The 26,779-nt window shown below is 70.6% G+C and carries 26 protein-coding genes; 18 read left to right on the forward strand and 8 right to left on the reverse strand.

What is annotated here, in order from left to right; genetic code table 11:
* The first annotated feature begins 125 nt into the window (after nt 1-125).
* The 4 genes from pstS to pstB all read left to right on the forward strand — a co-directional run bounded on the left by pstS (nt 126) and on the right by pstB (nt 4,265).
* Nucleotides 126-1,256, forward strand: a complete 1,131-nt coding sequence (pstS, locus tag ACVHNB_RS39240) for a phosphate ABC transporter substrate-binding protein PstS (protein WP_428953809.1) — start codon at nt 126-128, stop codon at nt 1,254-1,256.
* A 118-nt stretch (nt 1,257-1,374) separates the two neighbouring features.
* Complete coding sequence (pstC, locus tag ACVHNB_RS39245) at nt 1,375-2,382, forward strand: phosphate ABC transporter permease subunit PstC (protein WP_428953808.1); 1,008 nt, start codon at nt 1,375-1,377, stop codon at nt 2,380-2,382.
* Nucleotides 2,379-3,449: a phosphate ABC transporter permease PstA gene (gene pstA, locus ACVHNB_RS39250; protein WP_428953807.1), complete on the forward strand. Its 1,071-nt coding sequence runs from the start codon at nt 2,379-2,381 to the stop codon at nt 3,447-3,449. Before pstC ends, pstA begins: the two co-directional genes overlap by 4 nt.
* A 39-nt stretch (nt 3,450-3,488) precedes the next feature.
* Nucleotides 3,489-4,265: a phosphate ABC transporter ATP-binding protein PstB gene (gene pstB / locus ACVHNB_RS39255; RefSeq protein WP_428953806.1), complete on the forward strand. Its 777-nt coding sequence runs from the start codon at nt 3,489-3,491 to the stop codon at nt 4,263-4,265.
* A gap of 172 nt (nt 4,266-4,437) precedes the next feature.
* On the opposite strand, the gene ACVHNB_RS39260 is transcribed toward pstB, so the two are convergent.
* Together ACVHNB_RS39260 and ACVHNB_RS39265 are read right to left on the reverse strand one after the other, a co-directional pair.
* On the reverse strand, nt 4,438-5,436 hold the full coding sequence (locus ACVHNB_RS39260) for an inorganic phosphate transporter (protein ID WP_428953805.1): 999 nt from the start codon (nt 5,434-5,436) through the stop codon (nt 4,438-4,440).
* A 9-nt stretch (nt 5,437-5,445) separates the two neighbouring features.
* Nucleotides 5,446-6,066: a DUF47 domain-containing protein gene (locus ACVHNB_RS39265; protein ID WP_111665497.1), complete on the reverse strand. Its 621-nt coding sequence runs from the start codon at nt 6,064-6,066 to the stop codon at nt 5,446-5,448.
* 199 nt (nt 6,067-6,265) lie between these two features.
* Between ACVHNB_RS39265 and ACVHNB_RS39270 the strand changes: the two genes are divergently transcribed.
* The gene (locus ACVHNB_RS39270; RefSeq protein ID WP_428953804.1) at nt 6,266-6,610 is read left to right on the forward strand and encodes a metal-sensitive transcriptional regulator; all 345 of its coding nucleotides are present in this window, start codon (nt 6,266-6,268) and stop codon (nt 6,608-6,610) included.
* 46 nt (nt 6,611-6,656) lie between these two features.
* On the opposite strand, the gene ACVHNB_RS39275 is transcribed toward ACVHNB_RS39270, so the two are convergent.
* Nucleotides 6,657-6,842 carry a hypothetical protein gene (locus ACVHNB_RS39275; RefSeq protein WP_428953803.1) on the reverse strand — a complete coding sequence of 62 codons (186 nt, stop codon included), beginning with the start codon at nt 6,840-6,842 and terminating at the stop codon, nt 6,657-6,659.
* A 100-nt stretch (nt 6,843-6,942) separates the two neighbouring features.
* Nucleotides 6,943-7,749, reverse strand: a complete 807-nt coding sequence (locus tag ACVHNB_RS39280) for a hypothetical protein (protein ID WP_456227007.1) — start codon at nt 7,747-7,749, stop codon at nt 6,943-6,945.
* 373 nt (nt 7,750-8,122) lie between these two features.
* Here ACVHNB_RS39280 and ACVHNB_RS39285 point away from each other — a divergent pair, with 373 nt between their 5' ends.
* Nucleotides 8,123-9,691 carry an FAD-binding oxidoreductase gene (locus tag ACVHNB_RS39285; RefSeq protein ID WP_456227008.1) on the forward strand — a complete coding sequence of 523 codons (1,569 nt, stop codon included), beginning with the start codon at nt 8,123-8,125 and terminating at the stop codon, nt 9,689-9,691.
* 293 nt (nt 9,692-9,984) lie between these two features.
* Here ACVHNB_RS39285 and ACVHNB_RS39290 read toward each other — a convergent pair whose 3' ends face one another.
* Together ACVHNB_RS39290 and ACVHNB_RS39295 are read right to left on the reverse strand one after the other, a co-directional pair.
* Nucleotides 9,985-10,704, reverse strand: a complete 720-nt coding sequence (locus tag ACVHNB_RS39290; protein ID WP_428953800.1) for a phosphatase PAP2 family protein — start codon at nt 10,702-10,704, stop codon at nt 9,985-9,987.
* Between the two features lie 177 nt (nt 10,705-10,881).
* Nucleotides 10,882-11,892, reverse strand: a complete 1,011-nt coding sequence (locus tag ACVHNB_RS39295; protein WP_428953799.1) for a C40 family peptidase — start codon at nt 11,890-11,892, stop codon at nt 10,882-10,884.
* A 333-nt stretch (nt 11,893-12,225) separates the two neighbouring features.
* On the opposite strand from ACVHNB_RS39295, the gene ACVHNB_RS39300 reads away from it, so the two are divergent.
* The 6 genes from ACVHNB_RS39300 (at nt 12,226) to ACVHNB_RS39325 (ending at nt 19,475) form a co-directional block, all read left to right on the forward strand.
* On the forward strand, nt 12,226-12,534 hold the full coding sequence (locus ACVHNB_RS39300) for a hypothetical protein (protein ID WP_188337772.1): 309 nt from the start codon (nt 12,226-12,228) through the stop codon (nt 12,532-12,534).
* A gap of 242 nt (nt 12,535-12,776) precedes the next feature.
* The gene (locus tag ACVHNB_RS39305) at nt 12,777-13,592 is read left to right on the forward strand and encodes a hypothetical protein (protein ID WP_428957623.1); all 816 of its coding nucleotides are present in this window, start codon (nt 12,777-12,779) and stop codon (nt 13,590-13,592) included.
* Entirely contained in the window at nt 13,582-14,943 is a 1,362-nt protein-coding gene (locus tag ACVHNB_RS39310) for a hypothetical protein (protein WP_428953798.1), read from the forward strand. Before ACVHNB_RS39305 ends, ACVHNB_RS39310 begins: the two co-directional genes overlap by 11 nt.
* The gene (locus tag ACVHNB_RS39315; RefSeq protein ID WP_428953797.1) at nt 14,940-16,499 is read left to right on the forward strand and encodes an SCO6880 family protein; all 1,560 of its coding nucleotides are present in this window, start codon (nt 14,940-14,942) and stop codon (nt 16,497-16,499) included. Before ACVHNB_RS39310 ends, ACVHNB_RS39315 begins: the two co-directional genes overlap by 4 nt.
* A 37-nt stretch (nt 16,500-16,536) precedes the next feature.
* Nucleotides 16,537-17,952, forward strand: a complete 1,416-nt coding sequence (locus ACVHNB_RS39320) for an ATP-binding protein (RefSeq protein ID WP_428953796.1) — start codon at nt 16,537-16,539, stop codon at nt 17,950-17,952.
* Nucleotides 17,953-17,954: 2 nt separating this feature from the next.
* Entirely contained in the window at nt 17,955-19,475 is a 1,521-nt protein-coding gene (locus ACVHNB_RS39325; protein ID WP_428957622.1) for a type IV secretory system conjugative DNA transfer family protein, read from the forward strand.
* Here ACVHNB_RS39325 and ACVHNB_RS39330 read toward each other — a convergent pair.
* The gene (locus ACVHNB_RS39330) at nt 19,472-20,131 is read right to left on the reverse strand and encodes a TetR/AcrR family transcriptional regulator (protein ID WP_456227009.1); all 660 of its coding nucleotides are present in this window, start codon (nt 20,129-20,131) and stop codon (nt 19,472-19,474) included. The two genes, ACVHNB_RS39325 and ACVHNB_RS39330, sit on opposite strands and share 4 nt — an antisense overlap.
* A gap of 89 nt (nt 20,132-20,220) precedes the next feature.
* Here ACVHNB_RS39330 and ACVHNB_RS39335 point away from each other — a divergent pair, with 89 nt between their 5' ends.
* Together ACVHNB_RS39335 and ACVHNB_RS39340 are read left to right on the forward strand one after the other, a co-directional pair.
* Entirely contained in the window at nt 20,221-21,741 is a 1,521-nt protein-coding gene (locus ACVHNB_RS39335) for an MFS transporter (RefSeq protein ID WP_456227010.1), read from the forward strand.
* Between the two features lie 95 nt (nt 21,742-21,836).
* A complete protein-coding gene (locus tag ACVHNB_RS39340) occupies nt 21,837-22,424 on the forward strand; it encodes an NADPH-dependent FMN reductase (RefSeq protein ID WP_428953793.1) in 588 nt (195 codons plus the stop codon).
* Here the strand turns inward: ACVHNB_RS39340 and ACVHNB_RS39345 are convergent.
* The gene (locus ACVHNB_RS39345) at nt 22,415-22,981 is read right to left on the reverse strand and encodes a GNAT family N-acetyltransferase (protein WP_456227011.1); all 567 of its coding nucleotides are present in this window, start codon (nt 22,979-22,981) and stop codon (nt 22,415-22,417) included. The two genes, ACVHNB_RS39340 and ACVHNB_RS39345, sit on opposite strands and share 10 nt — an antisense overlap.
* A 106-nt stretch (nt 22,982-23,087) precedes the next feature.
* On the opposite strand from ACVHNB_RS39345, the gene ACVHNB_RS39350 reads away from it, so the two are divergent.
* The 4 genes from ACVHNB_RS39350 to ACVHNB_RS39365 all read left to right on the forward strand — a co-directional run bounded on the left by ACVHNB_RS39350 (nt 23,088) and on the right by ACVHNB_RS39365 (nt 26,743).
* Complete coding sequence (locus tag ACVHNB_RS39350) at nt 23,088-24,011, forward strand: ATP-binding cassette domain-containing protein (RefSeq protein ID WP_428953791.1); 924 nt, start codon at nt 23,088-23,090, stop codon at nt 24,009-24,011.
* Nucleotides 24,008-24,781: an ABC transporter permease gene (locus ACVHNB_RS39355; protein WP_428953790.1), complete on the forward strand. Its 774-nt coding sequence runs from the start codon at nt 24,008-24,010 to the stop codon at nt 24,779-24,781. Before ACVHNB_RS39350 ends, ACVHNB_RS39355 begins: the two co-directional genes overlap by 4 nt.
* Nucleotides 24,782-24,794: 13 nt before the next feature.
* The gene (locus ACVHNB_RS39360; RefSeq protein ID WP_456227012.1) at nt 24,795-26,033 is read left to right on the forward strand and encodes a sensor histidine kinase; all 1,239 of its coding nucleotides are present in this window, start codon (nt 24,795-24,797) and stop codon (nt 26,031-26,033) included.
* Nucleotides 26,034-26,104: 71 nt separating this feature from the next.
* Nucleotides 26,105-26,743 (forward strand): response regulator, encoded by a 639-nt coding sequence (locus ACVHNB_RS39365; RefSeq protein ID WP_456229001.1) that lies wholly within the window; start codon nt 26,105-26,107, stop codon nt 26,741-26,743.
* Nucleotides 26,744-26,779 lie beyond the last annotated feature (36 nt).

Here is a 26,779-nt window from a genome sequence, read left to right on the forward strand (position 1 = left end):
TTCAGCCGTGGACGGTGAGCCCCCGAGACGGGGATCAGCCTCATCGTTCACCTGAAACATCCGCAGACTTCGCACGCCGCCACAGAAGACAAGAGGCCGGCGGCTCCTGGAAGGAACATCCGAAGGTGAAGCTTCAGCGCAAGAACCGGCTCCGCGCCCTCTCCCTCGGCGCTCTCGCCGTCTCCGGCGCCCTGGCCCTCACGGCGTGCGGCTCCGACGACACCAACTCCACCGGCGGTGGCGGCGCCAGCTCGTCCGCCAAGGCCGGCAACATCAAGTGCGACGACGCCAAGGGCCAGCTCCTGGGCATCGGCTCCTCGGCCCAGGCCAACGCGATCGACGCCTGGCGCCAGGCCTACTCGCAGGCCTGCTCGGGTGTGCAGATCAACTACAAGCCCGACGGTTCCGGCGCCGGTGTCACCGCGTTCAACCAGGGCCAGGTCGCCTTCGCCGGTTCGGACTCGGCGCTGAAGCCCGAAGAGGTCACCGCCTCCAAGAAGGTCTGCTCCGGCGGCCAGGGCATCGACCTGCCGATGGTCGGCGGCCCGATCGCCGTGGCGTACAACGTCTCGGGCGTCGACAACCTCGTCCTGGACGCGCCGACCCTCGCCAAGATCTTCGACTCGAAGATCACGACGTGGAACGACCCGGCCATCAAGAAGCTGAACCCGGACGCGAAGCTGCCGTCCACGAAGATCCAGGCGTACCACCGCTCGGACGAGTCCGGCACCACGGACAACTTCACCAAGTACCTGAAGGCCACCGCCCCGAGCGACTGGAAGTACGAGGGCGGCAAGGCCTGGCAGGCCAAGGGCGGCCAGTCCGCGCAGGGCTCCTCCGGCCTGGCCCAGCAGGTCAAGCAGACCGACGGCGCCATCTCCTACTTCGAGCTGTCCTACGCCAAGGACGGCGTGAAGACCGTCGACATCGACACGGGCGCCTCGGCCCCGGTGAAGGCCACGACGGACAACGCCTCCAAGGCGATCGCCGACGCCAAGATCATCGGCTCCGGCAAGGACCTCGCCCTGGAGCTGAACTACGCGACCAAGGCCGACGGCGCCTACCCGATCACCCTGGTCACGTACGAGATCGTCTGCGACAAGGGCAACAAGGCGGACACCCTGGCCGCCACCAAGTCCTTCCTGACCTACACGGCCTCCGACGAGGGCCAGGCCGCCCTCGCCGACCTGGGCTACGCCCCGATCCCGGCCGAGATCAACGCGAAGGTCCGCGAGGCCGTCGCGAGCATCAGCTAGCCAAGCGTGCGGGCCACCCGACCGAACCCGGGTGGCCCGCACCGTCCGGTGCACCGCCGCCAGAAGTCCCGTACGCAACCCCCGTACACCCAAGGGACTTCGCAGACCGGAGAACCCCATGGACATAACCACGCAAGCACCCGCGCCACCGGCGCCCGCCGATCGCCCGAACCCAGCCCAGCAGAAGCGCGCCGCCCGCGGCGCCACCCGCCCCGGTGACCGCATCTTCCTCGGTCTCTCGCGCGGCTCGGGCATCCTGCTGCTGGTGATCATGGCCGCGATCGCGGTCTTCCTGACCTACCGCGCCTCGCTGGTCCTCTCGAAGAACGAGGGCAACTTCCTCACCACCTTCGAGTGGAACGCGACCGCGACCCCGCCCGTCTTCGGCATCGCTGTCCTCGCCTTCGGCACGATCGTCACCTCGATCATCGCCATGCTGATCGCGGTCCCCGTGGCCGTCGGCATCGCCCTCTTCATCACGCACTACGCGCCGAAGAAGCTGGGCGGCCCCATCGCCTACGTCATCGACCTGCTGGCCGCCGTGCCGTCCATCGTGTACGGCCTGTGGGGCGCCCTCTTCCTGGTGCCGCACATGCAGGGCCTGTTCGGCTGGCTCGACGACTACTTCGGCTGGACCGGGATCTTCGCCTGGCAGGGCGGCGCCCCGCGCACCCTGCTCACCGTCGGCATCCTGCTGGCGATCATGATCCTGCCGATCATCACGAACGTCTCCCGCGAGGTCTTCCGACAGGCCCCCCTGATGCACCAGGAGGCGGCCCTCGCGCTCGGCGCGACCCGCTGGGAAGTCATCCGCATGTCGGTCATCCCGTTCGGCCGCTCCGGTGTGATCTCCGCGTCGATGCTCGGCCTCGGCCGCGCGCTCGGCGAGACGATGGCCGTCGCCACGGTCCTCTCCCCCGACTTCCTGATCCACGCCAGCCTGCTCGACCCGGGCGGCGGCACCTTCGCGCAGAACATCGCCGCGAAGTTCTCCGAGGCCAACGACCAGGGCCGCGACGCCCTGATCGCCTCGGGTCTGGTCCTCTTCGTCATCACCCTGCTGGTCAACGGCGCCGCCCGGCTGATCATCGCCCGCCGCAAGGAGTACTCGGGGGCCAACGCATGAGCCACGCGACCGCACCTGCACCCGTGAAGCGCCCCTCGTCCCTGAGCGCCGCCCGCCTGCCCCGCTGGTCCCCCTGGGCCATCGCGGTCGGCTCGGTCGCCGCCGGCTGCGCGATCGGCCTCGGCGCCGGACTCGACAGCAAGATCCAGTGGGGCCTGCTCGCGGCGCTCCTGTTCGTCCTCGCCACCTACGCGCTCGGCGCCAAGGTCGAGGGCCGGCGCCAGGCCAAGGACCGGGTCGCGACCAGCATCGTCTGGGTCGCCTTCGTCCTGGCCGTGATCCCGCTCGCCTCCCTCGTCTACGAGACGGTCAAGCGCGGCATCAAGGTCCTCGACCCGTACTTCCTGACCCACTCGATGGGCTTCGTCACCGCGTACCAGCCCGGCGGCGGCATCTACCACGCGATCCTCGGCACCCTGGAGCAGGTCGGCCTCGCCACCCTGATCTCGGTCCCGATCGGCCTGCTCACGGCGATCTACCTGGTGGAGTACGGCCGCGGCAAGCTCGCGAAGGCGGTGACCTTCTTCGTCGACGTCATGACGGGCATCCCGTCGATCGTCGCGGGCCTGTTCATCCTCAGCTTCTGGATCCTGATCCTCGGCTTCGGCTTCTCCGGCTTCGCCGGCTCGATGGCCCTGTCGATCCTGATGATCCCGGTCGTGGTCCGCTCCACCGAGGAGATGCTCAAGCTCGTCCCGAACGAGCTGCGCGAGGCGTCCCTGGCCCTCGGCGTCCCGAAGTGGCGCACCATCCTCAAGGTCGTCCTGCCGACGTCGATCGGCGGCATCACGACCGGCGTGATGCTGGCGGTCGCCCGTATCGCGGGCGAGACAGCCCCGGTGCTGCTGCTGGTCTTCGGCAACCCGCTGATCAACGGCAACCCCTTCGACGGCCCGCAGGCCTCGCTGCCGCTGTACATCTACCAGCAGTACGCGAGCAGCGGCGGCAGCCAGGCGGCGTACGACCGCGCCTGGGCCGCGGCCCTGGTCCTCATCGCCTTCATCATGATCCTCAATCTCGTGGCCCGCGGCATCGCCCGCTGGAAGGCCCCGAAGTCCGGTCGCTGACGCGGCCATACGTAGCGACGTATCGGAAGTGAACTAGTTATGGCCAAGCGAATCGACGTCAGTGGGCTCACCGCCTACTACGGCTCCCACAAGGCGATCGAAGACATCTCGATGACGGTCGAGCCCCGCTCGGTGACGGCCTTCATCGGCCCGTCGGGCTGCGGCAAGTCGACGTTCCTGCGCACCCTCAACCGGATGCACGAGGTCACCCCCGGCGGCCGCGTCGAGGGCAAGGTCCTGCTGGACGACGAGGACCTGTACGGCAGCCACATCGACCCGGTCGCCGTGCGCCGCACGGTCGGCATGGTCTTCCAGCGCCCGAACCCCTTCCCCACGATGTCGATCTTCGACAACGTGGCGGCGGGCCTGAAGCTCAACGGCAAGTACAAGAAGTCCGAGCTGAACGACGTGGTGGAGAAGTCGCTCAAGGGCGCCAACCTCTGGAACGAGGTCAAGGACCGTCTGAACAAGCCCGGCTCGGGCCTGTCCGGCGGTCAGCAGCAGCGGCTGTGCATCGCCCGCGCCATCGCGGTCGAGCCCGACGTCCTGCTGATGGACGAGCCCTGCTCGGCCCTCGACCCGATCTCCACGCTCGCCATCGAGGACCTGATCGGCGAGCTCAAGGAGCGCTTCACGATCGTCATCGTGACGCACAACATGCAGCAGGCGGCCCGCGTCTCGGACCGCACCGCGTTCTTCAACCTCGCGGCGGTCGGCCAGCCCGGCAAGCTCATCGAGATCGACGAGACGGAACGCATCTTCTCCAACCCGTCGGTCCAGGCCACCGAGGACTACATCTCGGGCCGCTTCGGCTAGCCCGACACCCCCACCGACCCCTCGTGGCGCTGCATGGCGGTGCCGCCACGAGGCAAGAGAAAAGGCCCGCCCCCGAGAGGGGGCGGGCCTTTTCAGTGCCTGGGCCGGGTGGGCCTGTCTTTCAGGGGCGCGGGGAACTGCGCGACCAGCCCCACCGGCGGTGAGCCGAAACTCAGCCGAAGGCCAGATAGACGATGCCGTAGCTCGCCGCGGCGACCAGCGCCGCCGCCGGCATCGTGATGAACCATCCGATGACGATGTTCTTGGCGACACCCCAGCGCACGGCGTTCACCCGCTTCGTCGCACCGACACCCATGATCGCCGAGGTGATGACGTGCGTCGTGGAGATCGGCGCGTGGAACAGGAACGCCGAGCCGAACATGATCGAGGCGCCCGTGGTCTCCGCGGCGAACCCCTGCGGCGGGTCCAGCTCGATGATCTTGCGACCCAGGGTCCGCATGATCCGCCAGCCACCGGCGTACGTACCGGCCGACAGCATCACGGCACACACGATCTTGACCCAGACCGGAATCGGGTCCTCGAACGTCTCGTGGCCGCCGATGACGAGCGCCATGACCACGATGCCCATGGTCTTCTGCGCGTCCTGCAGACCGTGCCCGAGCGCCATGCCGGCCGCCGAGACGGTCTGCGCGATACGGAATCCGCGCTTCGCCTTGTGCGGGTTGGAGCGCCGGAACAGCCACATGATGAGCGTCATCACCAGGTAACCGGCGACGAGACCGATCACCGGCGACGTGAACATCGGGATGACGATCTTCTCGAGCACGCCGGACCAGTACACGGTGGTCCCACCGGCCAGGGCCGCGCCGACCATGCCGCCGAACAGCGCGTGCGACGACGACGAGGGCAGCCCGAAGTACCAGGTGATGAGGTTCCACACGATCGCGCCCGCGAGGGCGGCGAACAGGATGCCCATGCCCTTCTGGCCCTCGGGCGTCGCGATGATGCCCTCACTGACCGTCTTGGCGACACCGCTGCCGAGGAAGGCACCGGCCAGGTTCATCACCGCGGCCATGGCCAGTGCCGCACGAGGCGTCAGCGCACGGGTGGATACGGATGTGGCGATCGCGTTCGCGGAGTCGTGGAAGCCGTTCGTGTACGTGAATCCGAGCGCGACGCCGATCGTCACGATCAGTGTGAAGGTGTCCATGAGCCGGCCTCAGGACTCCTTCACGGCGATGGTCTCCACCGTGTTGGCCACGTGCTCGAAGGCGTCAGCGGCCTCTTCCAGCACATCGACGATCTGCTTGAGCTTCAGCACCTCGATGGCGTCGTACTTGCCGTTGAAGAGCGTCGCGAGCAGCTTGCGGTGGATCTGGTCGGCCTGGTTCTCCAGACGGTTGACCTCGATCCAGTACTCGGTGAGGTTGTCCATGGTGCGCAGGTTCGGCATGGCCTCGGCGGTCAGCTCGGCCGCCCGCGCCAGCACCTCGATCTGCTGCTCCACACCCTTGGGGAGCTCCTCGACCTGGTACAGGACGACCAGGTCGACGGCCTCCTCCATGAAGTCCATGATGTCGTCGAGGGACGACGCGAGGTTGTAGATGTCCTCGCGGTCGAACGGCGTGATGAAGGAGGAGTTCAGCTGGTGGAAGATCGCGTGGGTGGCGTCGTCACCGGCGTGTTCGGCTGCCCGCATCCGCTCCGCGATCTCGGCCCGGGCGGAGGAATCCGCCCCGAGCAGTTCCATCAGGAGCTTCGAGCCCGTGACGATGTTGTCCGCGGACGCGGCAAACATGTCGTAGAAGCTCGTCTCCCTGGGGGTCAGACGAAAGCGCACGTGGGGTCCTCGGGGTGCTCTGGATTCGGTCAGGCTGATGCTAGGCGCATCATCCGGCCACGGCTAACCGGCGTTCCCCCAGTGTCGCCCATCAGGCACAGTGATCAGCACTGGGTCCCGTGAACGGCCCGGACCCTGGGAAAATTCGGTACCATATACCCACCGGGGGTATATGGATCACAACGGGAGGTCGGACACGATGACCACGGACGCGACAGAAGCGGAACCCACGGCCGAGATCGTGACCGACCACGACCGCGGCATCCACGGGTACCACCATCAGAAGGACGAACACCTCAAGCGCCTGCGCCGGATCGAGGGCCAGATCCGCGGGCTGCAGCGGATGGTCGACGAGGACGTCTACTGCATCGACATACTCACCCAGGTCTCGGCCTCCACGAAGGCCCTGCAGTCCTTCGCGCTCCAGCTCCTGGAGGAGCACCTGCGGCACTGCGTGGCCGACGCCGCGGTCAAGGGCGGCGACGAGATCGACGCCAAGGTCGAGGAGGCCACGAAGGCGATCGCGCGACTGCTGCGCACCTGATGAGTTCCCAGGCGGGGGCCTGGCCCGGGACTCTTGTTCTGCGGGTTCAGTCCTCGCCGTCCGAGCCGCCGGGCAACGCCTCGGCGACCTGCAGCACCTCGTCGATCCGGTCCGCGCTGAGCCGCCCCTCGGCGACCGCGGACGCCGCGATGATCAATTCACCGCACAGCTCGATCTCGGCGAGGGCGACGTGGTCCTGAACCGCTGTACCACCAACGGGAGCCACGTTCATCACCTCTTCCAGCCATCGGGGGTCGACTTCCCAGAGTAGGGAGCGCTCTACTCACCGCGCATGGCACGGAAGAACCATTTACGGCCCCCCACAGGACCCCCTACTTCTCGGCGACCTCACCCGCGAAGATGTCCCCCTTCTGAGGCAGCCGGACGCTCGCGGGCTTCCCGAACCCGTACAACAGGGTCGTCGACGCCACCGCGACGTCCTTCTTCTGCTGCGTGTTGGCGAAGCTGAAGCGGTGCCGGACCTTGCGGATCAGACCGTCGTCGTCGAGGTACACGTCGAACGGCACCGGCCCCTTGCCGAACCCTTTCGCCGCCGCGGCGAGCGCCCCCTTGTTCCCCGCGGACGCGGCCTTCGCGGCGGCGCCGAGATCGAGAGTCCCCTTGTAGTGCCGCGTCGGCACCCCGGCCACGTCGGTCTCCCCCTCGTACGTCGCCCTGCGCACGCCCCGCAGCAGTTCCACCGCGGCGAGCGGATCGGTGGCGCCGCCCGTGACGAGATTGCCGTCGGTCAGCGACGCGGTGTCGACCCGCACCCACTTGTCGGCGGGCACACCCGCGCCCCGGTTCTTCATGAAGAGGGCGCCGGGGGCGAGGAGTTCGGTGATCGGCCGGTGCTCCTGGGCGCCGGCCGCGTCCTGCGGCAGCTGCACCTTCAGCTCGCCCAGGCCCTTGCGGTAGTCGTAGACGCCCGAGCCCCGGATGGTGATCCGGGTGCCGCCGCTGGCCATCTCCATCGACGTACGCGCCTGGGAACTGCCCTCGCGCACCAGCCGGTCGGCGGCCTGGCGCACGGCCTGGGCCGGATCGGCGGTCCGGTCCCCCGCCTCGGCGCCACCGCCGCATCCGCCGGCACCGGCCACGATCCCCGCCGCGGCGACGGCCGCCGCCGCTCTTCTCATCGGGCGCCCGTGCTGCTGCACCACCATCGCTTGTCTACCCCCAAGCCTGTCCGTGCGTCTGCGGCCCCGCTGTTGCCCGGGTTAACGACGAGTAGGGTCGACCGTCACGCGAACGGGGGGTTTACATGAGCCCGCTACCGTGGCCGGGTGGCACAACAGCAGCAGGATCATGCGACGACGGTCGTGGAGCAGGGCCGGTTCTGCCTGGCCCGGTGCACCTGCGGCTGGCGCGGCCCCGCGAGACGCGCGCGCAGCAAGGCCCGTTCGGATGCGGAGGAGCACGCCCGGGCCGCATAGCAGCCGGCGGGAACCCACGGCTCCCGGATCTCGTCTCGTACCCCGGGAAGCAACGGGTGGCCGAGGGAGACACGGCATGCAGCGGCGTACGTTCATAGCGGCCTCGGCGGCCGCACTCACCGCGGGCGCGACCGCCGCCTGCGACGCGGGCGACAGCCCCGCGCCGGCGTCCTCGTCGTCCTCGGCGTCGGCCCCGGTGCGCTCCACGAGCGCGAGCGCCACGGTCCGCGCCGCGGCCGACCTGGACGCGCTGGCCAAGGACCTCGACGGCTCCCTGGTCCGCCCCGGCCAGTCGGCGTGGGCGGCGGCCCGTCAGCTCTACAACACCCGCTACGACACGCTGAAGCCCAGCGCGGTGGCGTACGCCGCCGGGCCCGACGACCTCCGTACGGCCCTCGCGTACGCCCGCGCCCGCAAGGTCCCGGTCGCCATCCGCAACGGCGGCCACTCGTACGCGGGCTGGTCCTCGGGCGACGGCCGGCTGATCCTCGACGTGTCCCGCATGAAGAGCGTCCGCGTCACCGGCGGCGAGGCGGTCGTCGGCGCGGGCGCGAAACTCATCGACGTCTACCGGGCGTTGGCCGCGAAGGGCGTCACCATCCCGGCGGGCTCGTGCCCCACGGTCGGCGTCTCGGGCCTCACCCTCGGCGGCGGCCACGGAGTGGTGTCCCGGGCGTACGGCCTGACCTGCGACAGCCTCACGCGGGCCACTCTGATCACGGCGGACGGCAAGGAGCTGACCGCGGACTCCTCGACGAACAAGGACCTGTTCTGGGCGCTCCGCGGCGCGGGCAACGGCCAGTTCGGCGTCGTCACGGAGCTCCGCTTCAAGACGCACCCCGCGCCGCAGGGCGTGTCCGCGTACATGACGTGGCCCTGGTCGAAGGCGGCGACGGTCCTCAAGGCCTGGCAGAAGTGGGGCCCGGACCAGCCCGACGAGATCTGGTCGTCGCTGCACGTGGCGAACGCGGCGGGCGGCCGCCCCACCATCTCCGTGTCGGCGTTCTCGCTCGGCACGTACACCGAGCTCCAGAACGCCGTCGACCGGCTCGCCGACGGCCCCGGCGGCCCGGGGCCGGCCACCTCGGTCTCGCTCAAGCGCCGCTCGTACGAGGAGTCGATGGAGGTCTACGCGGGCTGCTCCGCCTTCTCCTCCGACGCCCAGTGCCACCTCCCCGGCGCCACTCCCGGCCGCTCCCCGCAGGGCGCGCTGCAGCGCGAGACGTACGCGGCGCACTCGGACTTCTTCGACGCCTCGCTGTCGGACGCGGGGGTGCGCGCCCTGCTCAGGCAGCTGGAGACGGTGTCGGCGGGCGCGGGCTCGGTCGCGCTGACGGCGCTCGGCGGCGCGATCAACCGGGTCGACCCGACCGCCACGGCGTTCGTCCACCGCCGCTCGCGGATGCTCGCGCAGTACATCGTGTCGTGGCGCCCCGGCACGTCCGGCACGACGGCCCGGGGCTGGCTGAAAAAGGCGCACGACGCGATGCGCCCGTACGCGTCCGGGGCGGCGTACCAGAACTACACGGACGCGACCCTGACGGACTGGAAGAAGGCCTACTACGGCGACGCGGCCGGCCGGCTGACGAAGGTGAAGCGCAGGTACGACCCGTCGGGGTTCTTCAGCTTCCCGCAGGCGCTGTAGTCACGCCCGGTCCCGGAGGGGCCGGACCGGGGAACCCCCACCCCGTATGGAGCACGCGACACGCCCTCGGGTGGCCCAGACCCCCGGGCGGGGTTGCGCTGAATTCATGAACACTCCCCGAATAGTCGCCGCCACCGCGGCCACCGCCGCCGTCCTCACCCTGGGTGCCGCCACGGCGGCCGCTCTTGACGGCGGATCAGCCCACCCGGAGGCGGGTCCGCTCGCGGCGGCGTCCGCCACGGTCGCCCTGGCGGCCGGCGCCACCGGACTCGCCCTCGGCCGCGGCGAGACCGCTACGCGGCCAGGTCCCGCTCCTCGGCGGAGCCGGACGACCCTCGCGCCTCAGGAAGCTCCACCGCTCCCCGAGCCGGTGTCGCAGCCCTAGGCGACCAGACCAGCCACGCGGCACGGGACCGCCCGATCGCCCTGGCCAGCGGCGTCAGCAGCGCCGAGGCGAGCGGCGAGAGCAGCAGCGCGACGGCGGTGCCGAGCGCGAACCCGCCGACGACATCGGTCGGGTAGTGCACGCCCATGAAGACCCGGCAGAACCCTTCGAGGACGGCGAGCCCGATCCCGGCCAGGCCGAGCTTGCGGTGGGCGACGAAGAGCGCGGCGCCCATGGCCATGGCGAGGGTGGCGTGGTCGCTGACGAACGAGAAGTCGTTCTTCCCGTGGACCAGGAGCGTGAGCCCTTCGTGGTCCTTGAAGGGCCGCGGCCGCTCGACGAATGACCGGATCGGCACGTTCACCAGAACGGCGACGGCCGCGGCGAGCGGCGCCCACACGACGGCGGCGACGGACGAGGCGGCGTCCTCGAGCGCGTTCCGCTTGCGCGCGCCCCACCAGCACCACAGGACCACGAGCACCAGCCCGAGCAGGATCCCGTACTCGCCGACGAACGCCATGGCGCGGTCGAACCAGCCCGGAGTGTCGTCCGTCAGCCCGTTGATGTCGTAGAGCAGGGAGACGTCAGGGTTCGACCCGGAACTCTCGATCGCCTCGAGTCCAGCCATGATTCAGCGGCCCCTTCGTCTTCAGCCACCCCCGTGGTCGTTTTCCGGTTCAGCAAGAGGAACGCACGGTCCCACCGCCTACGTTCCACACTCCACCGAATGATCACGCAGACGTTATCGAAGAGAGACAGAAACCCGCAGCTCAGGGCCAGGCCTTAACGGAGAGTTCCAGCCACGTCACACTTCGGGCGACTTGCTCGGCAGCGCCTTGGCACCGTCCTCGGTGACCCGCGTCGCCCCGAAGTAGTCCGGGGTGTCGACCGGGTCGAAGCGGATGACCGCCCCGGTCCGCGGCGCGTCGATCATGTACCCGCCCCCCACATAGATCCCCACGTGCCGGATGGCCCGGCTGTTGGTGAGGTCGTCGGAGAAGAAGACCAGGTCCCCCGGCAGCAACTCGTCCCGCTTCGGGTGCGGCCCGGCGTTGTACTGGTCATTGGCGACACGCGGCAGCGTGACGCCCACGCTCTCGTACGCGGCCTTCGTCAGCCCGGAGCAGTCGAACCGCCCGCCCTGGTCGGCCGTCCCGTTCCCGCCCCACAGATAAGGGGTCCCCAGCTTCTTCTGCGCGTAGTAGATGGCGCTCGCGGCCTGCTGCGAGGGCTGCACCCGCCCCACGGGCCGCGCGAAGCTCTTCTCCAGGGTCGTGATGGTCTTCACGTAGTTCTGCGTCTCGCGGTACGGCGGCACGCCCTTGTACTTGATGACGGCGTACGCCCCCGCGTTGTACGCGGCCAGCATGTTCTTCGTCGGGTCGCCGGGCGCGTCCTTCACGTACGAGGCGAGCTTGCAGTCGTAACTGGCGGCCGACGGGATCGCGTCGTTCGGGTCCCAGATGTCGCGGTCCCCGTCCCCGTCCCCGTCGACGCCGTGCGCGGCCCAGGTCCCGGAGATGAACTGCGCGATGCCGTACGCCTTCGCCGGCGACGTGGCCTTCGGGTTGAAGCCGCTCTCCTGGTAGAGCTGCGCGGCGAGCAGCGCCGGGTTGATCGCGGGGCACAGATTGCCCCACTTCTGCACGAGCGACTGGTAGGCGACCGGCACGGCCCCCTTGGCGAGGCCTACGGCGCCCTGCCCGACCCCGTTCGTCAGGCTCCCGGCGGCCATATAGGTGCCGACGACGAGCAGCGTCACGAACCCGGTTCCCCCCGCGACGGCCGACCCTGCGACGATCCACGCCTTACGCACCGTCAACCGCCCTTCGCCGCACGGGAGTCCACCGACGTCACAGTCTAGAGGGGCTCCGGCCGCCCGGCCGGGAGTTCCCCGGGCGACCCTCGGAGAGGGACACCACGAACCGTCATTGCCCGGCGTGACCAGGCGTGATACACAGAGTGACCATACGTTCCCTCGTATACGGAACCGCCCGTGAGGCGGCCCGGCGACCGCGGGACCGTAGGAACTCGGCCAACGAATGGCGCCAAGTGTGCAGGCATCCGCGCCAATCTGAGCAAGAATGGGCCTGACCTCTGCGCTGCGGCGGGGGCGACAGAACTACCCACATGGGGCGGTGAGTTACACATGCTGCTGGCAGCCGAAAAGGGCGACATCACGACCATCATCGGCGGGATCGCCCCCGACTGGGGCCCGTTCGGAACTCTGGGCAACGAGGCACGCGTGATGATCGAGGTGGTGATGGCGGTAGCCATCCTGCTCTGCCTCGGCATCGCGATCTGGGGCGCGGCCAAGCAACGGATCGGGGCCACGGCCCTGCGCGACACCTTCAGCGCCGAGCAGGGCAAGGGCCTGATCATCGCGGGCCTGACCGGGGTCTTCATCATCGGCTCGCTCGGGACGCTCTTCACGATCGTGTACGGCATGGCCGTCTAGCCCGGCGACGCCCGGTCCCTTCGCCGTACGTCCTGCGGCGAACGTACCGTCAGTTTCGGTCCGGTCCCACCCGGTTACCTGTCCTAGGCCTTCTACCCCACCTGTCCTGTCGTGCCCACCGGCTGAGGTTACGTCTCCCTGATGTCGAGTCACCACACCGCGCCCGCGCGGGAACCAGCACGGCTACCGTCGTATCCGGTGGATGCGGCGGTTCAGCAAGAGGTTGAGGGGGCGTGCCCGCGATGAGTCTCGACGACCGGCACGACGACACCTACGGCGGCACCGGGCAGACCCGGACCCGGCTGCCCGAGGGGTCGGGCGGCGACGTGTACGGAGGCGCGCGCAGACCCGGCCGCTCCTCGTCCCGTTCCCTGGTCACGGTGGTCGGCGTCGTGGTGCTCCTGATCGCGGCGATCGCCTTCGCGAACAGGGGCGGCGACGACGACGATGCCTCCGGCGGGAGCGGAAGTACGGGCTCCGGCGCGAAGTCCTCCCCCACGTCCCCGACCGGCACGAAGCCGGTGGGGTCGGGGTTCGCACACGATGAGCAGGGGGTTCAGTCGGCGGCGGCGAATTATGCGGTTCAGTTGGGCGGGGACGGCATGTTCAGCGCGGACCGACGGCACGCCATCGTGGACGGCATCTACACGCCCGCAGCGGCGGCGAAGCTCAAGGGCCCCATGGACAAGGCCTACTCCGCCGAGTTCCTGAACAAGCTCGGCCTCGACGCGAACGGCAACCCGCCCCAGGGCAGCACGTTCGTCTCCCGGACCGTCCCGGTGGGCACCAAGACGCTGCAGTACAGCGACGGCACCGCCAAGGTGTCGGTCTGGTACATGGGGCTCCTCGGCATCTCCGGGACCGGCTCGACCAACCCCGTCACCACGTCCTGGCAGACCTGGACCTTCACCCTCCAATGGTCCGGTGACGACTGGAAGATCACCTCGGACTCCCAGAAGAGCGGCCCGACGCCCGTCCCCGGCGACGAACGTGCCTCCAACTCCGACGACATCAGCAAGGCGATCGAGGAGTACGGAGGGTTCTCCTATGCCCGGTAGTCCACGCCTGGCGCTCAGGCTCACCGCGACGGTCGCTGCCGTACAGGCCGTGGCCGTGCTGACGGCCACCCGCGTCTTCGCGGCGCCGGACCCCGACCCGTCGAGCGACCCCTGCGACCTTCTGATCGGCCCCGCCAAGAAGTACTGCTCGCGCGACGACAGCGGCAGCGGGAGCACCGGAGGCGGCGGCGACATGCCGCCGGGCACCACCAACCCCCTCGACCCCCTCTCCAGCCTCGCCAAGGGCTGTGCCGACGCCGCGTCCTGGACCGTCGACAAGCTCAGTGAAGCCGTGCAGAAGACGGCCACGGTCGACTTCACCAATCAGAAGTTCCTGCAGCAGTACGCCGTCGTGTTCGCCGCGTCGACCATCCTCACGCTCCTGCTGTGGCTGCTCGCCGTCGCGAAGCGGGCCGTGCGCGGCGTGCCGCTGAGCACGGCGATCTCGGAGGCCATCGGGTTCCTCTGGCTGACCGTCCTCGCCTCGGCCTTCACGCCGCTCATCCTGTACACCGTCGTGTCCGCGGCGGACGGCGTCACCGACGTCCTGGCGAAGGCGACGGGGAATCAGACGGACACGTTCTTCGGGACGTTCTCCGAGGCCCTGAAGAAGGGCGACGACATCGGCGGCGGCCCGATCATGCTGATCGTCGTGTCGCTGGTGTCCATCGTCGCGGCCGGCGTGCTCTACCTGGAGCTGTATCTGCGTGCCGTGCTGCTGTACGTCGGCGCCCTGCTCGGCGTCGTCGTGTACTCGGGGCTCGTCGACAAGAACCTGTGGGGCCATGTCCGCCGCTGGGTCGGGATCATGGTCGCCGTCATCCTCGTCAAACCGGTCATCGTGATCGTGCTGGGCCTCGCGGGCGCCCTGTCCAGCAGCGGCGACGGGCCCGACTCGCTGGCCGCGGTCGTCTCCGGCCTCGCCATCGTGCTGCTCGCCATCTTCGCGAGCGGCATGATCTACCGCTTCGTCCCGGGCTTCGGCGACGAGATGGCCAACGTACGGAAGAACCGCATCATGCAGGGCGCCGAGGGCAAGGCAGCCGCCGCGTTCACCTCGCCCGCCGCACTCGTCTCGCAGGGCATCAAGACCCACAGCGCCCGCGCGGACAGCGGAGGTCAGGGCGGCGGTGCCAGCCAGGCCCGGCCCGCCAACCCCGCGTCCGGCGGCGTGGCCGCGCACAGCACGCGCCCGGCCGCCTCAGGGAGCGGCGGCGGAACTGTCCCCTCCGCCGCACCTCCGCCCCGTACGAGCCCCACGAACACTCCGCACGCGGGCAGCCGCGGTAGCGGTGGTGGCAATTCCGGCATCAACAGCAACGGCAAACCGCAAGGAGGTGCAGGGCGTTGACGACCCAGTCCCATGTGTCCCCTCCGGTCACGCCCCGCCGTACATATCTGATCGGCCGCGCCCGGCCGAACGCGATCGTCGGCAGGAACCGCGAGTCCGGCGAGATCGCCCTGATCATCGGCGGGGCGTTCCTCGGCATGATGTGCGGGCTGCTCGTCCCTGTTCTGTCCCTGCGGATCGTGCTGCTGATGGGTTTCCCGCTCGTCGCGCTCGCCGCGGTCTACGTGCCGTACAAGAACCGCACCTTCTACAAGTGGTTCGAGATCAACCGGAGCTACAAGCGTTCGCTGAAGCGCGGCACCGCCTACCGCTCGCGGGCGATGGAGGCCGGGGTCCGGTTCGACGGGCGTGAGGTCGAGGTCGGGCCGCCGCCGGGCATCGGCCGGCTGACGTGGCTCGCCGCGCCGTTCGGCCCGGACGAGATCGCCGTGCTCCTGCACGCCGACCGGCGTACCGTCACCGCCGCCATCGAGATCGAGGGCCCGGGCGTCGGGCTGCGCGACTCGGAGGACCAGGAGGCGCTGGTCGACCGGTTCGGCACCCTGCTGAAGCACGTGGCCAACGGCGACGGGTTCGTGACCCGCCTGCAGATGCTGGCCCGCACCCTGCCCGCCGACCCGGACGCGCACGCCAAGGACGTGGCCGTTCGCGGCGACGGCCGTTCCCTGGGCTGGCTGCAGGAGTCGTACGACCAGCTGCAGTCCATGGTGTCGACCAGCAGCGAGCAGCACCGCGCCTACCTCGTGGCCTGCATGCACTACACGCGCGAGCTGGCCGCCGAGGCGAACGCGATGGCGCGGGCCACCCGCCCGAAGGCCGGCAAGAAGGTCGACCGGGACGCGGGCCTCGCCGTCGTCATGGCGCGCGAGCTGACCGACATCTGCTCGCGCCTCCAGGAGGCCGACATCCGCGTTCGGCAGCCGCTGGGACAGGGGCGGCTCGCCTCGCTCATCCACTCCATGTACGACCCGGACCACCCCATCGACCACATCCAGGCGATGACGAAGCGCAACGCCTGGCCCGCCGAGCTCGACGCGATGGAGCCGACGTACCTGCAGGCGAAGACCCGGGAGTCGTCGACGCGCGCGCCCTGGTGCCACGCCACCGCCTGGGTCAAGGAGTGGCCGATGACGCCGGTCGGCGTCAACTTCCTCGCGCCGCTGCTCGTCCACACCCCGGACGTCATCCGGACCGTCGCCGTCACGATGGACCTGGAGCCGACGGAGGTCGCGATCGAGCGCATGCTGACCGAGAAGACGAACGACGAGGCGGACGCGTCCCGCGCCGCCAAGATGAACCGGACCGTCGACCCCCGCGACATCGCCGCCCACGGCCGCCTCGACCAGCGCGGCGAGGACCTGGCCAGCGGCGCGGCGGGGGTCAACCTCGTCGGCTACATCACGGTCTCGTCCCGCAACCCGGACGCGCTCGCCCGCGACAAGCGCACTATCCGGGCTTCGGCCGGGAAGTCGTACCTGAAGCTGGAGTGGTGCGACCGGGAGCACCACCGGGCATTCGTGAACACCTTGCCGTTCGCCACCGGCATCCGACGGTAGTCCCGTACTCCCCCAAGGCCAGAAGGTAGGCACGCTCATGCGGGATCCGTTGTCGCTCCTCACGGACGCCTTCACCTCCTTCCTGTTCGGGAAGGTGGAGACGACCCGGCTGCCGGTGCGTACGTCGACGGGGCAGGCGCAGGCCGTCTACCTGCCGACCGCCGCGCCCGGCCTCGGCGACTCGGGCGTGATCATCGGCCGCGAGGTGTACTCCGGCAAGGGCTACATCTACGACCCCTTCCAGCTGTACGGGCAGCAGCTGCCGGCCCCGCACTGGCTGGTCCTCGGCGAGTCCGGCAACGGCAAGTCGGCCCTGGAGAAGACGTACGTCCTGCGGCAGTTGAGGTTCCGGGACCGGCAGGTCGTCGTCCTCGACGCGCAGGGCGAGGACGGGGTCGGCGAATGGAACCTGATCGCGCAGGAGCTGGGGATAACTCCCATCCGGCTCGACCCGACGGCCGCGCTCGACATGGGCATCCGGCTGAACCCGCTGGACCCGGCGATCACCACGACGGGGCAGCTCGCGCTGCTCCGCACGATCATCGAGGTCGCGATGGGGCACGGCCTCGACGAGCGGTCCGGGTTCGCGCTCAAGGTCGCGCACGCGTACGTGAACGAGACGATCGTCGAGCGCCAGCCGGTGCTGACCGACATCGTCGAGCAGCTCCGGCACCCGGAGCCGGAGTCGGCCGAGGCCATGAACGTGGCCATAGAGGACGTACGGGCGTGGGGTCTCGATGTCGCGCTGGTGATCGACCGGCTCGTCGACGGTGACCTGCGGGGCATGTTCGACGGCCCGACGACCGTGGGCATCGACCTGGACGCCCCGCTGATCGTCTTCGACCTCTCGCACATCGACCGGAACTCGATCGCGATGCCGATCCTGATGGCGATCGTCGGCGTGTGGCTGGAGCACACCTGGATCCGGCCCGACCGGAAGAAGCGCATCTTCCTGGTCGAGGAGGCCTGGCACATCATCAACTCGCCTTTCGTGGCGCAGCTGTTCCAGCGTCTGCTGAAGTTCGGGCGGCGGCTCGGCCTGTCCTTCGTGGCGGTCGTGCACCACCTGAGCGACGTGGTCGACGGGGCGGCGGCCAAGGAGGCGGCGGCGATCCTCAAGATGGCGTCGACACGGACCATTTATGCGCAGAAGGCAGACGAGGCCAGAGCCACCGGCCGGGTCCTCGGTCTGCCGCGCTGGGCGGTCGAGATCATCCCGACCCTCACCCCCGGCATCGCGGTCTGGGACGTCAACGGCAATGTCCAGGTGGTCAAACACCTGGTCACCGAGACGGAACGCCCGTTGGTCTTCACCGACCGCGCCATGACCGAGTCGTCCAGCGACACGACCGGCGACGACGCCCTGTACGCCGCCGAGCTGGAGGCCGAGGAGCGGGCGGCGGCCTTCGTCGAGCAGCGCCTCAGCGACTCCTCCGAGTCCACGGTGGCGTGACGATGCGGGACGAGCGGCGGTACCGCGACGAGCGCGGCCGGGGCATCCCCGACGGTCTCCTGCTCGGCGTCCTGGCGTTCCTGCTGGGCATGACGATCATGGTGTGGTCGGCGACGGGCCTGGCGGGTCTGTTCGCCAAGGGCGCCTGGCCGTCGCAGGTGACGTTCGGTCATACGCCGCTGGCCATGCGCTACTTGATCGCCAAGCCTCATGACATGCCGGGCGCCTGGCCGAACACCCCGAAGGCGGAGCTCTCCGGGTACGGCCTCTTCTGGGGGCTGTTCATCGGGCAGTTGATGATCCTGGTGGTGCTGACGATCTTCGTGGCGGGCACGGTGGCCCGGTGGCGGGCGGTGCGGGCGAACCGCACCGCGGCCGCCGAGCGGGCCCCGGCGCCCCGCCAGGAGCGCGAGGCGGTGGCCACCGGCGCCGCCGCCGAGCCCGTACCGGCGCCGCCGGCCGTCACGCCCGTGCCGCCGCCGGCCCTGACGAAGGAGACGCCCCCGGCCGCGCCGGCACCCGCGCCCCTGCCCGTCGAGCAGGCACCGTCGGAGCCTCTCGTCGAACCGGCGGTCCCCGCCGCCCTGCCCGCTCCCCGCGGCCCCGTCCTCCTGGGCCCCCCGGCCGACCGCCACCCCTTGGCCGTCCAGGCGATCCGCGACGCCGAGGGCCCGGCCCTGGTCATCACCTCCGCTCCCGAGGTGTGGGCGGAGACGAAGGACGCCCGGGCCAAGCTCGGTCCGGTCCTCCTGTACGACCCGACGCACCGCTGCGACACCCCGGCCCGCATGCACTGGAACCCCGCGTCGGGCTGCGCGGACAAGGCCACGGCGGCCGGCCGCGCGACGGCGCTCCTCGCCCCGATAAGACCGACGGCCAGACTCGACTCGGCGGTGGCCGAGACCGCCGACACGCTGCTGCGCAGCTACCTGCACGCGGCCGCGGTCGACGGCAAGCCGTTCCGGCTCGTCCACCGCTGGGCGCAGGGCAGCCAGGTCCAGGACGCCGTACGCATCCTGCGCACGAACCCGAAGGCGGCCGCGGGCTCCGCGGGTGAGCTGGAGGCGGCGCTCACCTCGCATCCCGAACGCCGCGACATGGCACAGGAGTTGACGGCCCGCGCACTGTCCTCCCTCTTCTCGGTCCACATCCGCGAGGCGTGCAACCCCAACCGAACTGATGCGCTCACCCTGGATTCCTTCGTCGACGAAGGGGGCACCCTTTATGTGGTGGGTGAAGCAATCGAGGACCCCAAGGGGAATCCCGGCGCGATGCCCCTGTTGACGGCCCTCGCCTCCAGCGTGGTCGAGCACGGCCGCCGCATGGCCGAAAGGTCACCTGCCGGCCGGCTCGACCCACCAATGACGCTCGTCCTGGACGACGTCGCGGCGGTGGCTCCACTTCCCCAGCTACCGGAGCTGCTGGCCACCGGAGCGGACCGGGGGTTGCCGACCCTGGCCCTGCTCCGGTCCCGGGAACAGGGCCGAAGCCGCTGGCCGGACGCCGAACTCCCGACCTTCTAGGCCGCTTTCGGGTTCGCGTACAGCCGCAGGAAGACATCCACACCGCGCTCCACCCGCGCGTCGACCTCCGCGTCGGACATCGGCACGACCCCGAAGAACGTGTCCACGGTGACCGATCCGGCGGTCAGGAGCAGGAAGTACCGCGCCGCTTCAAGGGAGTTGGCCGCGTCGACGGCCAACAGGCCCTGCGCGCCGAGCTCGGCGAACCGCTCGCGCACCGCCTCCGCGACCGCCCGCGGCCCGATCCGCTGCCACTCCTCGACGACATCGGTGGGCAGGTGCGAGCCCTCCGAGATGATCTGCCGGACGAGCAGCATGTGCGGGCCGTGCTCACCGCGCCGCCCCAGCCATTCCCGCGCGAGCGAGCGGACGTCCTTCTCGACGTCCGTCACCTTGCCCAAGTGCCGCTCGATGAGCGCGACATGGGCCGCCGTGACGCTGGCGGCGCTGTCCATCAGCACCTCGCGGAACAGGTTCTCCTTGCCGCCGAAGTGGTTGTAGAGGGTGCGCGTCGAGACCCCGGCCTCGGCCGCGATCTCGTCGATGCCCGCGCGGGTGTACCCCTCTCGCCCGAACACCGTGCGCGCGCCGCGCAGCAGCGCCTGCCGCTTCTCGACCGTGCCCTTGCGCGGGCCCTGCCCGTGCTGATCCGCCATCCCGTACCTCCGTCCCGTCCAGCCTAGGCACAGCGACCTAGGTACAACGACCGTTGCACTTACTACAACCACGGTTGTACTTTATCGCCATGGCAACCGACCCCCAGGCATCGGCGGCCCCCGCGTCCGGCGGCCGCCGCCCCACCTTCACCCTGATCGTCGTCCTCCTCGGCATGCTCACGCTCCCGATGGCCATGTCCGGGACCACGGTGGCCCTGCCCCGTATCGGCGCCGACCTCGACGCATCGGGCGCCGCCCTGCAGTGGGTGGTCGTCGGCTACTTCCTCGCCGCGTCCTCGTTCATGCTGGTCGCGGGGTCACTCGGCGACCTCTACGGCCGCCGCCGGATCCTCACGCTCGGCGCCGCGCTCTACACGGCCGGCACCCTGGCCTCGGCGCTCGTCCAGCACATCCTGCTCCTGGACGCGGCCCGCCTGGTCTCCGGCATCGGCGCCGCGGGCGTCATGGCCAGCGGCGGCTCGCTGCTCGCCGCGACCTTCACCGGCCCCGCCCGCACCCGCGTCTTCGCCTCGCTCGGCACCACGTCGGGCCTCGGCCTCGCTTTCGGCCCGACCTTCTCCGGCTGGCTCGTCGACGCGCTCGGCTGGCGCGCCACCTTCCTGTCCTACGTCGCCGTGGGCCTCGTCGTCCTCGTCGGCACCCGCCTGATGAGCGAGTCCCGGGCCGCGACCCGGCCGCGCGTGGACAAGGCGGGCGCGGCGGCGTTCATCGCGGGCCTCGCGCTCGCCCTCTTCGCGGTCACCCAGGGCGCCAAGTCCGGCTGGACATCGGCCGCGACGCTGCTCCCGGCCGCCCTCGCCCCGGCCCTCCTCCTCATCTTCGTACGCGTCGAACAGCGCATCGTCCGCACCGGCTCGGGCCGCCCGATCCTCGATCTGCGGCTCACCCGCAACCCGGCGTTCCTCGGCTGGGCCGTCGGCTCCTTCGGCCTCGGCGCGGGCACCACCGGCGCCCTCACCTTCCTGCCCACCTACCTCCAGGGCGCGAGCGGCACGACGGCCCGCGCGGCCGGCCTGACGCTCCTGCTGATGACGGTGCCGATCCTCGCCCTGCCCCCGCTCGGCGCCCGGCTCGTCAACCGGGGCGTCCCCGCCCGCCACCTGCTGGTGCTGTCCCTGCTGCTGATCGCCGCGGGCAACGCCTGGCTCACCACCCTGCACCCCGGCATCACCGCCGGCGCACTCGCGGGCCCGCTGCTCACCATCGGCGCAGGCCAGGGCCTGTCCATCGGCATCATCGACGCCCAGGCCCTGTCGATGGTCGCCCCGTCCGAGGTCGGCATGGCCTCCGGCTTCCTCAACACGGTCCGCGGCGGCATCGGCGCCGTCATGCTCACGGTCTTCGGCGCGCTGCTGCTCGCCGCCGTCACATCACGGGTCGGGTCGGGCCCGCTCGCCGCCCATGTGACCGCGGGCTCCGGCGGCCACGCCCAGGAGTTCACGGCCGCGTGGCGCGTGACGCTGTGGACCGTGACGGGCCTGATGGCGGCGCTGGCGGCCGTCACGTACACCCTGCTGCGCCCCGGACGCCGGGGCGCACAGCCTCAGACACCGAGCACGGACAAGGCCCTCACCACGACAGCTGCGTAGATCCACCAGGGCCTCGGTGACCCGCCAGGCCTCTCGTGGACCCGCCAGGTCCTCTCTTGCCCACCACCATCCACCGCCCCCAAGGAGAACCCGCCATGTCCGTCAACAGCCCCCTCCGCGTCGCCGTCGTCGTCGGCTCCACCCGCGACGGCCGCCTGGCCCCCACCGTCGGCACCTGGTTCACCGGCCAGGCCAGGACCCACGCCCCCGACACCCACTTCGACGTCATCGACCTGGCCGACCTGACGCTGCCCGACACCCACCCGGCCTGGGGCCACCCGCACACCCCGGAGCAGGCCGAGCTGGCCGCACGGGTGGACGCCGCCGACGCCTACGTGATCGTCACGCCCGAGTACAACCACAGCTTCCCGGCCCACCTGAAGCACTTCATCGACCTGCACCACCAGGAGTGGAAGGCCAAGCCGGTCGGCTTCGTCTCGTACGGCGGCGTCGGCGGCGGCCTGCGCGCGGTGGAACAACTCCGTCTGGTCTTCGCCGAGTTGCACGCCGTCACGGTCCGCGACGGCGTCAGCTTCCACCGCGCGACCCCCGGCCACTTCACCGAGGACGGCACGGCCCACGATCCGCAGGGCGCGGGCCAGGCCGCCAAGGTCCTGCTCGACCAGCTGGACTGGTGGGCCCACGCCCTGCGCACGGCCCGCGCCGAACGCCCCTACGCCTGACCCGCGCCGGCCGCGTCCGCGCCGAACACCATCTCGTGATCCACCTTGCAGGGGTCGGACGGATTCCGGACGGCCCCTCCGGTGCGGACGAACCCGAACCTCCGGTAGAACCTCTCGGCCCGCGCATTGTCCTGGTGGACGTGCAGCCGCACCCGCGTCACCCCGTCCTGCCCCAGCGCCCAGTCGACCGCCGCCGAGAACAGCTCCTCCGTCAGCCCGCGCCCCCGGTCCTCGGGCCGTACGAACACCCCGACGAGCTGCGCCTGCCGCTGCTCGACGACCTGCCCGAAGAAGTCCTCGGCGCCCGCCTCCTCGACGAGCACCACCACGGTCCCGGCCCACACGCCGTCCCGTCCCACCGCCACGAACTGCCGGGCCGACGTGCCGTGCGACGCCCCCGACGCCCGGTCCTGCCAGAAGCTGTCGGGCCGCGCCGCCGCCTGCTCGTACGTCTCCAGGAACGCCAGCGCGGCCACCGGGTCCCGCAGCGCGGCGAGCCGCAGCTCCTTCACGGCCCGCCACTCGTCGGCGCGCACGGCGCGGATCTCGTGGTCCATGCGCCGCACCCTACGGGCCCGTAGTACCTGGGTACTACAGCATGTTCCGTGGCCGGGTGCCCGGGGCGGACGCGGCCCAGGGCCACCTCACGGCACCTTCATAGCCATGACGATCCAAGCCCTCGGCCTCACCAAACGGTACGGCGACAAGACCGTCGTCGACGATCTGACCTTCACCGTCGAACCCGGCACGATCACCGGCTTCCTCGGCCCGAACGGCGCCGGCAAGTCCACCACCCTGCGCATGCTGCTCGGCCTCGACGCCCCCACCTCCGGCCGCGCCACCATCGGCGGCCGCTCCTACGCCACCCACCACGCGCCCCTGTGCGAGGTCGGCGCGCTCCTGGAGGCGAAGGCCGTCCACCCGGGCCGCACCGCCTTCCACCACCTCATGGGGCTCGCCCACACCCACGGCATCCCGCGCTCCCGCGTCGAGCACGTCCTCGGCCTCACCGGCCTCACGGACGTCGCAGGAAAGCGGGTCAAGGGCTTCTCCCTCGGCATGGGCCAGCGTCTCGGCATCGCCGCCGCCCTGATCGGCGACCCGGCCACGGTCGTCCTCGACGAACCCGTCAACGGCCTCGACCCCGAGGGCGTCCTGTGGATCCGCAACCTCCTCAAATCCCTTGCCCAGCAAGGCCGTACGGTCCTGATCTCCTCGCACCTGATGAGCGAGATGGCGCTGACCGCCGACCACCTGATCGTCATCGGCCGCGGCCGCCTCCTCGCGGACACCACGGTCGCCGACCTCGTCCGTGAATCCGGCGCCGCCTACGTCAAGGTCGTCACGCCCGAGGCCGCCCGCCTGCGCGACCTCCTGACCGGCGCCGACACCACCACCGAGGCACCCGACACCCTGCACGTCCGCGGCCTCGAAGCCCCCGACATCGGCAGGATCGCGGCCGCCCACACCATCCCCCTCTTCGAACTCAGCCCCCGGACGGCCTCGTTGGAACAGGCCTTCATGAACCTCACCCACGACGCGGTCGAGTACCAGGCGACCACGGCCCTGACAGGAGCCACCCGATGACGACCCCCACCGCCTACGCCGTGACCCCGCGCCGTGTCCTCACCTCGGAATGGCACAAGTTCCGTACGCTGCGCTCCACTTGGTGGACGCTGGGCCTGGCCGCCGCCCTGGTCGTCACGGTCGGCCTCGTCATGGGCTCCACGTACGACGGCGACGACGCGAACATCGACACCGTCGTCTTCACTCTCTTCGGCACCCAGCTCTCCCAGATCTGCGTCGCCGTCCTCGGCATCCTGATCACGGCGAGCGAGTACTCGACGGGCCTGGTCCGCGCCACCATGGCGGCGGTTCCGCGCCGCCTGCCCGTCCTGTGGTCGAAGGCCGCCGTCTTCACCGCGTGCGCCTTCACCTTCACCTTCGTGACGAACACCGTGACGTTCCTGCTGGCCCAGATCTGGCTCTCCGACACCGACAAGGCACTGTCCCTGACGGACTCCGGAGTCCTCGGCGCCCTCGCGGGCAACGCCGCGGGCGTCACCCTGCTCAGCCTGACCGCCCTGGGCCTCGGCGCCCTGTGCCGCTCGGTCCCGGCCGCCATCGGCGCGTTCGTCGGTGCCGTCATGATCCTGCCCGAGGTCCTCCAGATGATCAGCTACGACGCCGTGCAGAGCGCCCTGAAGTTCTTCCCGGCGAAGTCGGCGGAGTCCCTCGGCTCGATCGCCCCGGTGGCCGACCACAACGCCCCGCTCACCGCGCTCGTCTCCCTCGTCCTGTGGGCGGCCGCCGTGCTGGCCGCAGCCGGACTCCTTCTCAAGCGGCGCGACGTATGACCAGGATGAGCGCGTGACACCGACCGCCGGCGGGCCCGAGCCCCGCACCAGCCAGTTCCTGCACCGCGCCGCCCGGCGGGTGCGCGCCTACGACCGGCGCCGCCCGCTGCCGTGGGACCTGCTCGTGACGGGGTTCGGTGTCATCGCGGCCCTGGTCGACTGGGCGGGCGACGGCTGGAAGAACACCGCCGGGAACACCGAGGTGCCCGGCGGGCTCGTGCTCCTCCTCAGCCTCGCCCTGTCCGTGCCGCTGCTGTGGCGCCGCACCCGCCCCTTGGCCGCGCTGACGGTCATGGTGGCGGCCGGCGTCGTGAACAGCGCGACCGGCGCCCTCCTCCAGGCTGCCCTGCTCCAGCTCTTCGTCGTCTTCAACGTGGCGCTGCGGGCCCGCATGCGCGCCCTGCTGCTGGCCTGCGCCCTGACCCTGATCCCGGCCGTGGTCGCCGTCGTCCGCTTCCCGAGGGGCAGCTGGGACGCCCAGGTCGTGCCCCAGGTCTGGTCGCTCGCCCTGGTCGCCGCGCTGGCCATCGCCGTCCGCAGCCGCCAGGACTACACGAACTCCCTCGTCGAACGGGCCCGCCAGCTCGAAGTGGAGCGCGACCAGCAGGCCCAGCTCGCGGCCGCCGCGGAACGCGCCCGGATCGCCCGCGAGATGCACGACATCATCGGCCACAACCTCTCCGTCATCACCGGCCTCGCCGACGGCGGCTCCTACGCGGCCGCCCGCAACCCGGAACGCGCCGGCCAGGCCCTCACCGCGATCGCCACCACCAGCCGCCAGGCCCTCACCGAACTCCGCCGCCTCCTGGACGTACTGCGCGAGGAAACCCCGCCCACCGGACCGGAGTTCGCCCCGCAGCCCGCCCTCGCGGACATCGACGCCCTCATCGACGGCGTACGCACCGCGGGCCTGCCGGTGCACCTGTCGCCCATCGGCGAACCGCCCTCCCCGCTCCCGCCCGGCACCCAACTCGCCCTGTACCGCATCCTCCAGGAGGCCCTGACCAACACCCTCAAGCACGCGGGCCCGAAGGTCACGGCCACCGTCGACCTCTCCTACGCCGCCGACGCCGTCACGCTCACGGTCACGGACACGGGCCGCGGCGGCACCCCGGTCCCGGGCGGCCGCGGTCTGACGGGAATGCGCGAGCGAACGTCCCTCTACAACGGCACACTTGAGGCCGGCCCGCGGCCCACCGGCGGATGGCGGGTCACGGCCCATCTCCCTGTCCCCAAGGAATCGACCACGTGAACCCCACGCCCCTTCCCCCGCATCCGCCTTCGTCGCCGGCCACCTCGGTCCTCATCGTCGACGACCAGCCCATGCAGCGCTTCGGCTTCCGCATGCTCCTGGAGAGCCAGGACGATCTGCGGGTCGCGGGAGAGGCGGGCACCGGCAGCGAGGCCGTCCGCCTCGCGTCACAACTGCGCCCGGACGTCGTCCTGATGGACATCCGCATGCCGGGCATGGACGGCATCGAGGCCACACGCCGCATCGTGTCGACCGACGCGGAGAACGCCCCGCGCATCCTCATCCTCACCACGTTCGACATGGACGAGTACGCGTACGCGGGACTGCGCGCCGGCGCTTCCGGCTTCCTCATCAAGGACGCACTCCCGGAGGAGCTCCTCGCGGGCGTCCGTGCGGTGGCGGCCGGCGACGCGATCGTGGCCCCCGCCCTGACCCGCCGTCTCCTCGACGCCTACGTCCACCATCTCCCGGCCGCACCGGGCTCCCCCGCGCCGCCCGATCCTCGCGTCGCTTCCCTGACGGACCGCGAACGGGAGATCCTCACGGTCATCGCCCAGGGCTGGACCAATACGGAGATCGCCGCCCGCCTCCATCTCGCGGAGTCGACGGTGAAGACGCATGTCTCCCGCATTCTGGCGAAGACAGGGGCACGGGACCGGGTCCAGGCGGTGATAGTGGCGTACGACGCCAAATTGGTGGAGCCCGCCTAAACGCAGAAAAGCCCCGGACCGTATCCCGGTCCGGGG

It is taken from the genome of Streptomyces sp. YJ-C3 (assembly GCF_053891275.1).

What these genes read in the sequence shown, in the direction of transcription:
- ACVHNB_RS39325 (WP_428957622.1), top strand. Translation starts at nt 17,955, where the DNA reads ATGCGGGACGAGCGGCGGTACCGCGACGAGCGCGGCCGGGGCATCCCC.
- ACVHNB_RS39260 (WP_428953805.1), bottom strand. Translation starts at nt 5,436, where the DNA reads ATGGACACCTTCACACTGATCGTGACGATCGGCGTCGCGCTCGGATTC.
- ACVHNB_RS39350 (WP_428953791.1), top strand. Translation starts at nt 23,088, where the DNA reads ATGACGATCCAAGCCCTCGGCCTCACCAAACGGTACGGCGACAAGACC.
- ACVHNB_RS39340 (WP_428953793.1), top strand. Translation starts at nt 21,837, where the DNA reads ATGTCCGTCAACAGCCCCCTCCGCGTCGCCGTCGTCGTCGGCTCCACC.
- ACVHNB_RS39335 (WP_456227010.1), top strand. Translation starts at nt 20,221, where the DNA reads ATGGCAACCGACCCCCAGGCATCGGCGGCCCCCGCGTCCGGCGGCCGC.
- ACVHNB_RS39280 (WP_456227007.1), bottom strand. Translation starts at nt 7,749, where the DNA reads ATGAGAAGAGCGGCGGCGGCCGTCGCCGCGGCGGGGATCGTGGCCGGT.
- pstB (WP_428953806.1), top strand. Translation starts at nt 3,489, where the DNA reads ATGGCCAAGCGAATCGACGTCAGTGGGCTCACCGCCTACTACGGCTCC.
- ACVHNB_RS39330 (WP_456227009.1), bottom strand. Translation starts at nt 20,131, where the DNA reads ATGGCGGATCAGCACGGGCAGGGCCCGCGCAAGGGCACGGTCGAGAAG.
- ACVHNB_RS39310 (WP_428953798.1), top strand. Translation starts at nt 13,582, where the DNA reads ATGCCCGGTAGTCCACGCCTGGCGCTCAGGCTCACCGCGACGGTCGCT.
- ACVHNB_RS39300 (WP_188337772.1), top strand. Translation starts at nt 12,226, where the DNA reads ATGCTGCTGGCAGCCGAAAAGGGCGACATCACGACCATCATCGGCGGG.
- ACVHNB_RS39345 (WP_456227011.1), bottom strand. Translation starts at nt 22,981, where the DNA reads ATGGACCACGAGATCCGCGCCGTGCGCGCCGACGAGTGGCGGGCCGTG.
- ACVHNB_RS39275 (WP_428953803.1), bottom strand. Translation starts at nt 6,842, where the DNA reads ATGAACGTGGCTCCCGTTGGTGGTACAGCGGTTCAGGACCACGTCGCC.
- pstC (WP_428953808.1), top strand. Translation starts at nt 1,375, where the DNA reads ATGGACATAACCACGCAAGCACCCGCGCCACCGGCGCCCGCCGATCGC.
- ACVHNB_RS39305 (WP_428957623.1), top strand. Translation starts at nt 12,777, where the DNA reads ATGAGTCTCGACGACCGGCACGACGACACCTACGGCGGCACCGGGCAG.
- ACVHNB_RS39270 (WP_428953804.1), top strand. Translation starts at nt 6,266, where the DNA reads ATGACCACGGACGCGACAGAAGCGGAACCCACGGCCGAGATCGTGACC.
- ACVHNB_RS39355 (WP_428953790.1), top strand. Translation starts at nt 24,008, where the DNA reads ATGACGACCCCCACCGCCTACGCCGTGACCCCGCGCCGTGTCCTCACC.
- pstA (WP_428953807.1), top strand. Translation starts at nt 2,379, where the DNA reads ATGAGCCACGCGACCGCACCTGCACCCGTGAAGCGCCCCTCGTCCCTG.
- ACVHNB_RS39320 (WP_428953796.1), top strand. Translation starts at nt 16,537, where the DNA reads ATGCGGGATCCGTTGTCGCTCCTCACGGACGCCTTCACCTCCTTCCTG.
- ACVHNB_RS39365 (WP_456229001.1), top strand. Translation starts at nt 26,105, where the DNA reads ATGCAGCGCTTCGGCTTCCGCATGCTCCTGGAGAGCCAGGACGATCTG.
- ACVHNB_RS39290 (WP_428953800.1), bottom strand. Translation starts at nt 10,704, where the DNA reads ATGGCTGGACTCGAGGCGATCGAGAGTTCCGGGTCGAACCCTGACGTC.
- ACVHNB_RS39285 (WP_456227008.1), top strand. Translation starts at nt 8,123, where the DNA reads ATGCAGCGGCGTACGTTCATAGCGGCCTCGGCGGCCGCACTCACCGCG.